Origin of the sequence: Paenibacillus sp. FSL R7-0189 (assembly GCF_037969925.1) — a bacterium.
Classification (GTDB): Bacteria; Bacillota; Bacilli; order Paenibacillales; family Paenibacillaceae; genus Paenibacillus_AQ; species Paenibacillus_AQ odorifer.
The window spans coordinates 4,873,659-4,886,069 of record NZ_CP150223.1; the positions used below are offsets into that span (position 1 = coordinate 4,873,659).

Here is a 12,411-nt window from a genome sequence, read left to right on the forward strand (position 1 = left end):
GATAACAACAATGGCAAACAATGAAAAGGTTAAGCCGATCGGCGGGCCTCCAAGCGATGTTGAGCACATTAAGCAAGAGAGTAACTATCTGCGGGGCGCGCTTGTTGAGACATTAAGCAATCCGATTACCGGAGGCTTGCCGGAAGATGATAATCGGCTGCTGAAATTTCACGGAAGCTATATGCAGGACGATCGGGATTTACGCAACGAGCGCGAACGGCAAAAGCTGGAGCCTGCATTCCAGTTCATGCTTCGTGTAGTTGCCCCAGGCGGGGTAGCGACACCAGAGCAGTGGCTAGTGATGGATGATCTGGCACAAAAATACGGCAATGGAACCTTACGTCTGACTACCAGACAGGCGTTTCAAATGCATGGGGTACTCAAATGGAATCTTAAGAAAACCATCCGCAGCATTAATGATACGCTGATGACGACGCTGGCAGCTTGCGGCGATGTTAACCGTAACGTAATGAGTAATCCGAATCCTTACCAGTCAGAGGTGCATGCAGAGGTCTACGAATGGGCGCGCAAAGTAAGTGATCACTTATCACCACGTACGCCTGCTTACCATGAAATCTGGTTGGACGGTGAGAAGGTAGTAGATAGCTTAGGCGAACGTGCGGAAGTAGAACCGATCTATGGACCGGTATATTTACCGCGTAAATTCAAGATTGGTCTAGCGGTGCCTCCTTCTAATGATGTGGATGTATTCTCGCAAGATCTGGGTTTTATCGCTATTCTGGAAAATGAGAAACTAGTCGGCTTCAACGTTTCTGTAGGCGGCGGTATGGGGATGACTCATGGCGATACCAGTACTTATCCTCAGTTGGGACGTATAATTGGTTTTTGCCGTCCGGAACAGTTGATTGATGTGGCAGAAAAGACCGTAACAATCCAGCGGGATTATGGCAATCGCTCTGTCCGCAAAAATGCACGGTTCAAATATACAATTGACCGCCATGGTCTGGAATGGTTCGTAGACGAACTGCATGAAAGACTCGGATGGCAGCTTGAAGCAGCACGTGATTATCATTTTGATCACAACGGAGACCGTTACGGCTGGGTGAAGGGTACCAACGGAAAATGGAATCTGACACTTTATATCCAAAGCGGACGGATTCATGACCAAGAAGGATACACCTTGATGACTGGCTTGCGGGAGATTGCTAAGATTCATACTGGAGATTTCCGGCTAACGCCGAATCAGAATCTAACGATTGCCAACGTCACTACTGCCAAAAAACGAAAAGTAGCTGAGCTGGCTAAACAGCATGGACTAACAGATGGAGCACATCTTTCTGCATTGCGACGCAGCTCCATGTCCTGTGTAGCACTGCCAACCTGCGGACTTGCGATGGCTGAAGCGGAACGCTATCTGCCTTCGTTGATAGATAAGCTGGAGCTTGTTATAGATAAGGCTGGTTTGCGTGACGAGGAAATTGTGATCCGAATGACCGGCTGCCCTAATGGCTGTGCTAGACCGGCGTTGGGTGAAATCTCGTTTATCGGCAAGGCTCCTGGCAGATACAATATGTATTTAGGAGCAGGCTTTACGGGTGATCGCCTCAATAAAATGTATAAAGAAAACATAGATGAGAAGGAGATCCTAGAGACGCTTGAACCTATTCTTCACCGATATGCCAAAGAACGTCAACAAGGCGAGCATTTTGGAGATTTCGTGATCCGTGCAGACTATGTTAAAGCCGTTACCTCTGGACTTAATTTCCATGACTAAATGAAAGTAGATTTAAAAATGTCCCGGGGCCAGTTGATGGCTGCCGGGATTTTTGTGGTTTGGGCGTAGTTAGGTGCGAGAGGTGTCGTGTCGTAAACATAATGCTCCAAAGGTAAAGAATGGTAGGTGAGCGCAGACGAGCGCAGACGAGTAGTAGATGAGTAGCAGATGAGCAGCAGATGAGCGATAGTAGAGCAGTAGATGAGCGCGACGAGCGGCAGTAGACTAACAAGGTGACGGACTCAGGAGCCCTTATTTCCTGAAATCTTGCCAATTTGCCGAGTGTTCGGACACCAGCGCTGTTATGGGGATGAAAAGAGGCCGAAATAGGCCTTTTTCAGAGGAATAGCGTCCCTCCAGTCCGAAAGTTGCTCAAAACGGCTTAAATTGCACAAATAGCGTCATCTGAGTCCGAAAACCACAACCGAGTGTTCAAAAAGTAAAGAACGGCAGATGAGCAGCAGATGAGCGGCAGATGAGCGGCAGATGAGCGATAGTAGATTAACGTCAGAGTAATGAAAGAGTCGAATTAGATAGTGTGAAAGAGTGAAATCAGATCAGTAGGAGCAACAGTAGAGTAGTACGCAGAATAGCCAAACAAAAGAGCAGCAACCGACTAGCGGAACAATAGACGAGCAATAGTAAACTAACATCAAAGTAGTAACAGTCCGGCAGTAGACTAACATCAAAGTAACAACAGTCCGGGAGCAGACTAACAGCAGTAAATCACTGTTGACTGACAAATCTAACAACAGTCATCTTTTGAGCTACAATAAGTAAGCATTATCCTAACATCTGCGCTACAACAGATCTAATTTTAAAAACCAGCAAGTCTCCAATCTTGGGAGGCTCGCTGGTTTATGTTTTTAAGGAGCGATGCCGGAGATCAGTACATCGTTTTGATACAAGGTTACTTTGTTCCAAGTGCTGAAGGAAACTTTGGTTGGGTCGAACGAATAGTCATTTGCTTCATTGAAGTTAGACCAGTCGCTTTTATGCACTCGTAATTGGATTTCTCCTGACTGTCCACCGGCAGGTATGGAGCCCGCGCTAGCGTTGAAAGTAAGCTCAACATAAGAGTCGGCGTTCGTTCCACTAGTGGACCCAAGGGCAACCGATATATTAGAAGCACCGATCTGCGCCCAATCGATCACACCATTGAGGGAGGCGCTTCCATCTTTAGTAAAGTAATAACGAATTTTCAGTCCATTTAGATTGACTGCCGTTGTTCCGTTGTTATAAATGTTGAAGTAAGGTTTGATTGAGTTATCTGTAGCATTGGTATCTGCTGCACGGTAGTAAAGTGCCAGATTACTGGATGGCGAGCCGGTAGGAGTGGCTGTAGGTGTTACTGTTGCTGTTGGCGTTGGTGTTGGCGTTGGCGTTGGTGTTGGCGTAGGTGTAGGTGTTACTGTTGGTGTTGGCGTTGGTGTTGGCGTTGGTGTTGGTGTAGGTGTAGGTGTTACTGTAGGTGTAGGTGTAGGTGTAGGTGTAGGTGTAGGTGTAGGTGTAGGAGTTGTGCCACCATCCGGCACAGGTTGGTAACCAGGCGTTGTATAAATTTTATTAAGCACGGAGGTTGCTAAGGTTCCGTTTGCTCCATTAACGACTGTATTTCCCCAGTTGCTGAGTGTTCCTGCTGGACCGCTGGCTAGATCCAGATATTCGACGCCTCCGCCATTACCATACCAGGACCAGGCGAGCCATCCTACCTTTTTTTCCTTAGTGTAGCTCATAATGGTGGCTTCATCGACATCTCCACCCGTGTGCTTGTCACCGAATTCGCCGATAATCACGGGGGCTCCAATGGCCAAGGCACTATCGATATTGCTCTTAACGGTAGCAGCATTACCTCCGGCATATTCGTACATATGAATCGAGAAAATAGTATTTTTTAAGGTATCTGAATTATATACAGCCTGACCACTAGTGAAAATGGATTGTGGGTATTGACCCCATCCCGCTGCATCTACAACTAAAGTGTTCTTAATGCCCGCATTTCTTAACGCAGGAATTGCCGCTTGGTAACCACTGGCCCATGTTGCAGTGTTCCAAGAACCGTACCATTCATTAGCAATATTCACAATGACACGATCTTCTTTACCAATCAAAGCATCCTTGATGCTGATCCAATAGTTGACTGCAGCGTTAAGATCAGATGTGTTGTCTGAGCCAGTAGCATCATGCACTTCCAGCATGGCAATCAATTTATACTGATCACAAAGCTTAAGAATATTTTGGACATCCGCCAAGGTATCGAGAGACCACTTGCTGCCATTAGAAAGTACAATTCTGACGGTATTGGAGCCAGTGGCTGCAATGGCCGGTATTGCAGTAGCCAGATCGTTTTTGTACCAAGTGTGTGCATGATTAACCCCACGCATTACAAAAGGACTGCCGGTGGCATCATACAAAGTGGTACCGCTTACATAAAAGCCCTTAACAGAAGTGTTTGCTGCCGCTGCCTGCTGTTGAGGTAAAGAAATAGAAAGAGTAAGGATACTAATTAATACTAACAAACTGATTTTCCGGAACGAAAAATGCTTACTGAATTTCATCAACATTTCCTCCTTAATCAAATAGGGTTGCTTCTTAGATTATGCGTATCCTTCAGGTGGTTGCAGTAAATGCACTCAATTACAGGCATGTATCACCTCCTCAGTTATTTTGAATATAACATATAAAGGAATTTTTAGGAATAATAAATAATATAACGATAACAATAATTTTATGTTTTATTAGAAAATAAGACGAAGTGCTGATCAGGCACTCGTCTTTCATCTAACATTATCATAAAAAAATGATGTTATTTTTAGATTCAGGAAGGAAAATATAATTTTTTTTGACTAATGATTTGGATTTCTCGCGATTTTCTTTCATAATATAAAGGGTAAACTAAATACAAAAGAAGAACCGTTGCCCGAGAGCGATGAGTTCTGTACAGAAGAGGCGATATTATGATTATCATGAAAACGATGGAAGAGATCGAAAAAATGCGTGCGGCGGGAAAAATTCTCGCTGAATGTCATCGTCAAATTGCGCGAATTTTGCAGCCTGGTATTACGACCTGGGAAATTGATGAATTTGCAGAAAAATTTATATTGTCTCAAGGAGCTACTCCTGAGCAAAAAGGATATAATGGGTACCCGTACGCAACCTGTGCATCTGTAAATGATGTAATATGCCACGGATTCCCGAAAAAAGAGCCGCTAAAAGACGGGGATATCGTAACCATTGACATGGTTGTTAACTTAAACGGCTGGTTGGCAGATTCGGCCTGGTCTTACGGCATTGGCAATATTAGTGAACAGGCGACCAAACTTCTAGACACTACTAAGGAATCGTTATTCCGTGGAATCGAGCAGGCGGTTGCAGGCAACCGTATCGGGGATGTTGCGCATGCCATCCAAGTTTATGCAGAGTCTAACGGATTTTCTGTAGTACGTGATTTTATTGGCCACGGGATCGGTTCAGAAATGCATGAAGCTCCGGAAGTGCCTCACTATGGTCCAGCAGGGAGAGGGCCTCGTCTTAAAGAGGGGATGGTATTTACCATTGAGCCCATGCTGAACACAGGCAGTTACAGAACAAAAATTGATGCGGATGGTTGGACTGCGCGTACCATTGACGGCGGATTGTCAGCACAATATGAGCATACTTTAGCGATTACCCCACAAGGAACGATTATCCTGACTGAACTGTAATTTTGATGAAAAATAAAATGACCAGTCTCCGTAATGGAGATTGGTCATTTTTTATTAATCTGTAATGTTGCGAGTGTAATATTCAATGATATCTTTTCTCCTAATAATTCCAACAAATACACCCTCATTATCAATCACAGGAACGAAATTCTGATCCGCAGCAAGCGTCAGCATATCCTCCATTTCTGCATTAATGAGAACACTTTCGTTATGAACATGCTTTTGGATGTCGCTTACTGGAACTTCCCCTATATTGTCAAAGGTTAAATCTGCTGTGTTTTTCAGCTTCCACAATAGATCACCCTCCGAAAGTGTTCCTACATATTTTCCTTCATTATCAATAATAGGGATAGCCGTGTAATGGTGCTGTTCTAATTGTTCTAAGGCTTCCAGCATGGATAGTGAGTTAGTGATATAGGCAACTTGATCTTTTGGCAACAAAAAAGAGGATATTTCCATCGGCATGAACTCCTTTGTATTATGTTTTTTTGATTAGGCTACTTTTATTTAAACATACTTTTGGAATGGATAGAATTTTAAATTTTCATCCCTTAAATTATAGGTAATAAGTCCTATTGAATAGAGGTCGTATTTTGTCGATTAAAGATATATTATCCTAGAGTGGAGTTGTTCAGATGGCATTGTATCGAAGGCTTTCTTTAACGTTTAAGTTTGTTATGGTGGTAAGTTTAGTAATTATTGTGATCTTTTTCTTTAGTTTAGTCGCAAACCTGGCTAATCTGCGTAGTGTGAGCATATCCAACGGTGAACTTCAGGCAGAGATCGCAGGGAAAAGTTATGCGGAGACCATTCAGAATAGAATGATAGACATTCAGTCGACGGGTGAAGCGCTCGCTGAGGTACTGATAGAATCAAGAGAACGTCAAACCTTGGACCGTGAAGATGTTGTTTCTACAATGAAAACTATGCTTGAGCACAGACCAGAAATTTTTGGGATGAGCATATTATGGGAACCCAATGCTTTTGATCAGAACGATCAGGCTAATATAAATAAGATGCCATATGATGACGGTACGGGGCGTTTTATTCCTTATGTCTTTAGAAATCAAGGTGCAATTAAGGTTGATCCCTTAAAAAATTACGATGTAGAAGGTGCGGGTGATTATTACCTTTTACCTAAAAAAGAGAAAAAACCGGTCTATATTGAACCCTATTCCTATGAGACGACTGGTGGAGCAATAGAGATGATTTCGGTCATGCTGCCGATTTTGGATAAAACGGGTGCATTTCTTGGGACTGTAGGGTTCGATGTTTCGTTAACCCAATTGCAGGAAGAAGCTGTTAACTATAAACCTCTGGGAGGTTATGTTTCTTTAATCACTGGTAATGGCAAATATGCAGCCAATCCAAATGATCCTCAAAGTGTACTCAAAGAGTTCGGTGATACAGAAGATAAAACATTACTGTGGAAGCGTGTGAAGAATGGGGAGGCCACACTGGGATACACGATAAATTCCAAGGGAGAAGACGTGCTGCGGACTTTTGTTCCGATACCAATGCCTGGAAGTGACCAGGTCTGGTACACACAGACAGCGATTTCTAAGGATGTTATCATGGCTGATTATGAACAAGCCAAAACAGAATTTTTTATCATTATGATTATTGGTATTTTGATTTTAGCTGTTATTGTTGGTCTTCAGCTATGGTTGATGGTAGTTAAACCGCTTCGCTTGTTATCTGATAAATTGCAGCTGATGTCTCAGGGTGATTTGACTCAAACCCTGCAGGTTCGAAATGATGATGAATTCGGCAAGATGGCTACACATTTTAATCATATGACCCATAAGCTTCGAGAAATGTTTGGACTTGTTGCTGATTTATCAATGTCTGTGGGAGCTACCTCTGAAGAGCTGACAGCTAACGCTGAGCAGACTGGGAAAGCTGCTGAACAAATTGCTGTGGCAATTGGACGAGTAGCCGAAGGAGCGCAGCTGCAGAGTGATTATGCGGGTGATTCTTCAATGGCGATGAGCGAGCTGAATGTTGGAGTGCAACGGATCGCTGACTCTTCGTCATCGGTGTCTGCGTCTGCAGATGAAGTTACCGATCAGACGAAAAAGGGCAGTGCGCAGCTTCAAATGGCAGTGAACCAAATGTCAGAGTTAAAGCTGTCTGTGGATGAGACGAGTCTGGCAATCGAACGTTTAGGCGAACGATCTGCTCAGATCAGCGGGATTATAGGCCTGATTTCGAACATAAGTAAACAGACCAATCTGTTGGCACTAAATGCGGCTATTGAGGCGTCCAGAGTGGGTGAACATGGCCGAGGTTTTGCTGTAGTGGCCTCAGAAATTCGTATGCTGGCAGATCAGACTAAAAAAGCTGCCGAACAAGTTACTGCTTTGGTTGAAGATGTGGTGCAAGATACTAATCAAGCTTCACAAGCAATGGCTGTCGGCAATGAAAAAGTAATTCTTGGTGTGCAAAGTGTATCTGATAGTGATCTTTTATTTACTTCGATTCTGACAGAGATGACGCAGGTGACTGATCAAATCCAAGAGGTGTCAGCAGCTGCACAGCAGATGACCGCGGGTACGGAGCAAATTTCAGTTACAGTTAAACAATTAGCCGATCTTGCTTCGGAAGCTTCATCTGACTCCCAAAGTGTGGCAGCAGCCTCAGAGGAGCAGCTTGCTTCTATGGAAGAGATCTCAGCTTCGTCGGAGTCACTTAGCTCAATGGTGCAAGACCTGTTGGATAAATTGTCCTATTTTAAAATTTAAATTCCCTTTTCAAATTTTAGAAAAAGGGCTATCCCCTAAGCTATGAAAATGACTGCTGTGTCGAAAGCACATGCTTAGTCACTGGAAAATACGCTTAGTAACCTGCTAAGGGACACAGTGGTCCTTAAACGTAGGATTATCCGATATTTGGAATGTTATCGGACTCCAGTGCAGCTATTGGCCCAAAAAATGCTTAATATGAGCCTCTTTCCAAGGAATAACGTCGCTGGTGTCCGAATTCTAGCTGTAAAGGATAAAAACATGTAAATAACGTCAACTGAGTCCGAAAGCCCCGCAGGATAATGAAAGTGTAGTTGAAGCAGACCGCGAATGACCAAAAAACGCCGAACAGCGATTCTTCGAGAACAGAAGAATCGCTGTTTTGTTGATTTTAAGATTTTGAAAGTGAGGAGGTCAGTCTCCACTCGTAGAATCACTTATGACACAGCTCCTTCTTTCTTCCCATTTTGTTCATAATGCAGAAGAGTATCTATTTGGTGTTAGCTGTGCTATAATCAATCTATCGAAAGTATTTACCTGGCGAATTCACATAGCGTAGAGGGTTATTCTTTAGACGTTAATAACCTTGTACCATATGTGAATTTTTATTTTTTTAGAGATTTTGTAAGAGATTTTTTGAGGATAAGAATAACATGTAAATAAAAATAAGGTGGTAATTATATTATGCAAACAGGAACAGTGAAATGGTTTAACGCAGACAAAGGTTTTGGTTTTATCGAGGTTGAAGGTGGAGAAGATGTATTCGTACATTTCAGCGCAATTACTGGTGACGGATTCAAGTCCCTGGATGAAGGACAACGTGTAGAATTTAACGTAGTTCAAGGCAATCGTGGTCAACAAGCTGAGAATGTTGTAAAACTGTAAGTAGTAAAATGAATCCCCAAACGTATCGTTTGGGGATTTTTTTATAGAAAGGTGGCGGATGTAAATGCAGGTGTTTGAAGACTGGAATTTAAAAGTTAAGAAAACCTTTAACGCTACAAGTAACAAGGAAGTATTGACGGTATCTGAAGCGGGAAGCTTGCTTGGGCTGTCTAAAGATCAAATGAAAAGTTATGTAGATCAGCATAAGTTGACTAAAGTTCCGATCATGAGAAGTGTCGTCAGATATCTTTTACTGAAGAGCGAGATCGATATGATTGTGAAAAAAACCTAAGATCATCATTAATAAATAGGGTAGACCAATCCTTGATAGGATATGGTCTTTTTTTGTCTCACAAATTTCTTATAAATAGAAACTTATCGACCCGAAGATCGTCTATAATAATGGGATATTTTAGGTAACGGTGTCATCCAGTAAAAAAATATTCTCACAAGCTGGTGGTTATCTATCAAAACATTACGTGATATCTAAGGAGAAAATTATGAAACGACTAGAGTGTAAAGATTATTACAAAGCAATTGAGCCTTTAGAAAATGTGAAAATAAATACGATGTTTGCTGAGTCAGTGGTGAAGCAAGTCATTGCTGGCAGCGTATATGTTGACGATATCGTTAACCCGCGTGCTTTTTACATTGCACACCCTTGTGGAATGTCTTTATTAATTGGAGAGTCGGATAATGAAGAGTTTAAGCGCGACCTTTTTGATTACATAACCAATAAAAATATGATTCGGCATCATCAAGAGTTGCTGCAGGCTGATCCAGCGGGAGGTTGGCCGGAAGTTATCGCTCATTGGAGTGAACAGGAAATGCTCCATAGAAATACAAGGGTCAACTTCAGCTTTAACCGCGAGAGATATCTGAACCAGAAAGCTTCTTATCTTAACCAAGACCTTGAAGTGGTGCGAATGAACAAAGAACGGTTTATGGCGGCAACAGGAGGTGTCAATCCTAAGGATTTTTGGAGGAATGAAGAGCAATTTCTTGCTGAGGGGCTGGGCTTCAATATTCTTGATGCTGGGGAAATTGCCTCTACGGCATTTTCGGGTTTTGTTAATGAGCATCAACTGGAAATTGGCATAGAAACCTCAGAAGCACATCGGGGGAAGGGCTATGCCTACGCTGTCTGTTCAGCCTTAATCGAATACTGTCTAGAACATCAGCTTGAGCCGGTGTGGGCGTGTCGTCTGGATAACGAAGGTTCTTTCAACTTAGCGCATAGATTAGGCTTTGAGACAACCTACATGATTCCCTATTACCGGCTGGTAGAATCCGTCATCAGGAAGGGTTAAGGATCCGAATGAAAAATAAACAGATTACCCATTCAGCTTCTTCATTTTCTTTAAGTAGAATTGAGAAAAAAAAGGTGAAGAAGAAAACTAAGACCAGCAAGAAAAAAAAGATCTGGCTATTTACGCTTGCTATCGTACTTATTGCTGGGCTAGGATCTTATGTTTTTCGTAAAGAACTGCTGATTTTCGGATTTAATAATGTTGTGGCTCCGACTATTGAACACACGCTTGATGGGTCATACGTTCCTTTAAAAAATAATGAAAATGCTGAAGCTCCTGGATTCCAACCCACGACGGATAATAAGGATCGTCCATTTTCTATCCTCCTATTGGGTACTGATCAGCGGGGAAAAGAGAACGGGCTTTCTGATTCGATTATATATACTGTGATTCGGCCAGTTGATCATAAAGTATTGTTCGTGTCGATCCCTCGTGATTCCTATGCAGAAATTATCGGAGCGGAAAATGTTAAAGGAGCTAGGAAAGAAACCAAGATTAATGCAGCACATTCCTATGGCGGTCCTCAGATGAGTGTAGACACCGTTAAAAATTTATTAAACGCGCCTATCGAATATTACGCTACTATTAATTTCAACGGTCTTGTGGGCGTTACAGATGCTCTAGGGGGTGTTGAACTTCCGATTACCAAGGTGATTGAGAACAAGAGCCCGGATCATGAGAAATTAAGAATTGAACCGAACAAACCGATTTATTCTGGCGCTGAAGCATTAATGTATGTAAGATACCGTGAGGATTCTGATTTTAAACGAACGGAGCGGCAGCGGATCTTTTTGAAATCTGCGCTTGAACGGATGAAGAGAGTAGATAATATCCTTAATATACAGAAAATCATCGAAATAGCAGGCAGTAATTTCCAAACCAATATGAAGTCAGACTTTATTCTTGATTTGGCGAAAAGAGTAATTCTCGAGGGGGGTACTCCTGAGATCACAAGCCATATGTTGCAGGGTGAAGGCAGACGGAAGGATCAATGGTATTATATGCTTGACGAAAATGATGTGAAGCGTACCCATGAGTTGATTGAGATTTGGCTGAATCCTGACTCTACCGATATGGATCTGGCCGCAGCTTCTGCGGATGACGCAGCATAGATGTTGTGACTGAATTATTTTATTTTTCATGTGGAGGTTGATCTCTCTGGCTGCAAAAACAAATGAGCAAATGTTACTCGAATTTAAGTCCCTCATCCCGTTCGTAGAATCTTTAGGGGAAGTATCAGACAAACATTGGAATCAGCCTATTGCAGCTGGTAAATGGACTGTAAAGGATATCATCTGTCATCTCATGTTATGGGATAAATATTTTTATGAAGGTGCGATTAAGAAAATAATTCTCCGGGAACCGATCACAACTAAGCATTTGGATTTTAACGAGTTTAATGCTAATGCTGTAGAATATGCTAAATTATTATCTGAACAAACATTAATTGAACAATTTGTACGTTATAGAACTAAAATCTTAGATGCAGCTGCAGGCTTAACGGAAGATGAATTCAATCAGGAATATAAGGATGGAGATCGCAAAAAATTCAGCGTTCGCAAGTACTTGAGAAGTTTTATCCCACATGATAAGCATCATAAAAAACAGATTGAGCAGTTCTTAAAACCTTAAACCTTGGCGCGATTTTGAACTAACTTCATGGATTGGCGTATGAGGATAGGACCAAACATGCTTCCGGCAGAGGCGGCAATTAAGGAATGGAAGGGGAATTTTATAGCAAAATAAAAGACCCATCCAGCAACAATATCAATAAGGATGAACTTCTTGATCTCGGATAATGGAATGGTCACGAAGACAATGGATTGTTTGTTTCTCACAGCAATGACCTCCTAATTTTAAGAAAACATCTTATAAATCCACTGTTCATTCTATTTTGGAACTAAGATGTCCCATTCCGTCTAAATCTACAATCGAATCGTAAAAAAAGGAAGTATGCCTTGCGGATCTTTTTCGCAAAGTGTACTTCCTTTTTTGTATGTGAGGATATTATCTGACTAATATTTGGCAGGGTA

At 42.2% G+C, this 12,411-nt stretch carries 11 protein-coding genes; 8 read left to right on the top strand and 3 right to left on the bottom strand.

Annotated features, from left to right (window positions below; all coding sequences use genetic code 11):
* Nucleotides 1-10: 10 nt before the first annotated feature.
* Nucleotides 11-1,735 carry an assimilatory sulfite reductase (NADPH) hemoprotein subunit gene (gene cysI, locus MKY63_RS21200; RefSeq protein WP_076130761.1) on the top strand — a complete coding sequence of 575 codons (1,725 nt, stop codon included), beginning with the start codon at nt 11-13 and terminating at the stop codon, nt 1,733-1,735.
* Nucleotides 1,736-2,601: 866 nt separating this feature from the next.
* Here cysI and MKY63_RS21205 read toward each other — a convergent pair.
* Nucleotides 2,602-4,293, bottom strand: a complete 1,692-nt coding sequence (locus MKY63_RS21205) for a cellulase family glycosylhydrolase (RefSeq protein ID WP_076215674.1) — start codon at nt 4,291-4,293, stop codon at nt 2,602-2,604.
* A gap of 399 nt (nt 4,294-4,692) precedes the next feature.
* Here MKY63_RS21205 and map point away from each other — a divergent pair, with 399 nt between their 5' ends.
* Nucleotides 4,693-5,439 (top strand): type I methionyl aminopeptidase, encoded by a 747-nt coding sequence (gene map / locus MKY63_RS21210; protein ID WP_076215670.1) that lies wholly within the window; start codon nt 4,693-4,695, stop codon nt 5,437-5,439.
* 54 nt (nt 5,440-5,493) lie between these two features.
* On the opposite strand, the gene MKY63_RS21215 is transcribed toward map, so the two are convergent.
* Nucleotides 5,494-5,898, bottom strand: coding sequence for a CBS domain-containing protein (locus MKY63_RS21215; RefSeq protein ID WP_038572361.1), 405 nt, complete (start codon nt 5,896-5,898; stop codon nt 5,494-5,496).
* A gap of 176 nt (nt 5,899-6,074) precedes the next feature.
* Between MKY63_RS21215 and MKY63_RS21220 the strand changes: the two genes are divergently transcribed.
* The 6 genes from MKY63_RS21220 (at nt 6,075) to MKY63_RS21245 (ending at nt 12,010) form a co-directional block, all read left to right on the top strand.
* Nucleotides 6,075-8,183 (top strand): methyl-accepting chemotaxis protein, encoded by a 2,109-nt coding sequence (locus tag MKY63_RS21220; protein WP_076215665.1) that lies wholly within the window; start codon nt 6,075-6,077, stop codon nt 8,181-8,183.
* Nucleotides 8,184-8,867: 684 nt separating this feature from the next.
* Nucleotides 8,868-9,068, top strand: coding sequence for a cold-shock protein (locus tag MKY63_RS21225; protein ID WP_036685790.1), 201 nt, complete (start codon nt 8,868-8,870; stop codon nt 9,066-9,068).
* Nucleotides 9,069-9,132: 64 nt separating this feature from the next.
* The gene (locus MKY63_RS21230; RefSeq protein ID WP_038572358.1) at nt 9,133-9,360 is read left to right on the top strand and encodes a hypothetical protein; all 228 of its coding nucleotides are present in this window, start codon (nt 9,133-9,135) and stop codon (nt 9,358-9,360) included.
* A 208-nt stretch (nt 9,361-9,568) separates the two neighbouring features.
* Nucleotides 9,569-10,378, top strand: a complete 810-nt coding sequence (locus MKY63_RS21235) for a GNAT family N-acetyltransferase (protein WP_038572355.1) — start codon at nt 9,569-9,571, stop codon at nt 10,376-10,378.
* Between the two features lie 8 nt (nt 10,379-10,386).
* Nucleotides 10,387-11,490, top strand: coding sequence for an LCP family protein (locus MKY63_RS21240; RefSeq protein ID WP_052097155.1), 1,104 nt, complete (start codon nt 10,387-10,389; stop codon nt 11,488-11,490).
* Between the two features lie 37 nt (nt 11,491-11,527).
* Entirely contained in the window at nt 11,528-12,010 is a 483-nt protein-coding gene (locus MKY63_RS21245; protein ID WP_052097152.1) for a DinB family protein, read from the top strand.
* Here the strand turns inward: MKY63_RS21245 and MKY63_RS21250 are convergent.
* The gene (locus tag MKY63_RS21250) at nt 12,007-12,216 is read right to left on the bottom strand and encodes a hypothetical protein (RefSeq protein ID WP_036685800.1); all 210 of its coding nucleotides are present in this window, start codon (nt 12,214-12,216) and stop codon (nt 12,007-12,009) included. The two genes, MKY63_RS21245 and MKY63_RS21250, sit on opposite strands and share 4 nt — an antisense overlap.
* Nucleotides 12,217-12,411 lie beyond the last annotated feature (195 nt).

Bases quoted from the DNA above. Each gene is read 5' to 3' on its own strand.
- cysI (WP_076130761.1), top strand. From the start codon at position 11: ATGGCAAACAATGAAAAGGTTAAGCCGATCGGCGGGCCTCCAAGCGAT.
- MKY63_RS21205 (WP_076215674.1), bottom strand. From the start codon at position 4,293: ATGAAATTCAGTAAGCATTTTTCGTTCCGGAAAATCAGTTTGTTAGTA.
- map (WP_076215670.1), top strand. From the start codon at position 4,693: ATGATTATCATGAAAACGATGGAAGAGATCGAAAAAATGCGTGCGGCG.
- MKY63_RS21215 (WP_038572361.1), bottom strand. From the start codon at position 5,898: ATGGAAATATCCTCTTTTTTGTTGCCAAAAGATCAAGTTGCCTATATC.
- MKY63_RS21220 (WP_076215665.1), top strand. From the start codon at position 6,075: ATGGCATTGTATCGAAGGCTTTCTTTAACGTTTAAGTTTGTTATGGTG.
- MKY63_RS21225 (WP_036685790.1), top strand. From the start codon at position 8,868: ATGCAAACAGGAACAGTGAAATGGTTTAACGCAGACAAAGGTTTTGGT.
- MKY63_RS21230 (WP_038572358.1), top strand. From the start codon at position 9,133: ATGCAGGTGTTTGAAGACTGGAATTTAAAAGTTAAGAAAACCTTTAAC.
- MKY63_RS21235 (WP_038572355.1), top strand. From the start codon at position 9,569: ATGAAACGACTAGAGTGTAAAGATTATTACAAAGCAATTGAGCCTTTA.
- MKY63_RS21240 (WP_052097155.1), top strand. From the start codon at position 10,387: ATGAAAAATAAACAGATTACCCATTCAGCTTCTTCATTTTCTTTAAGT.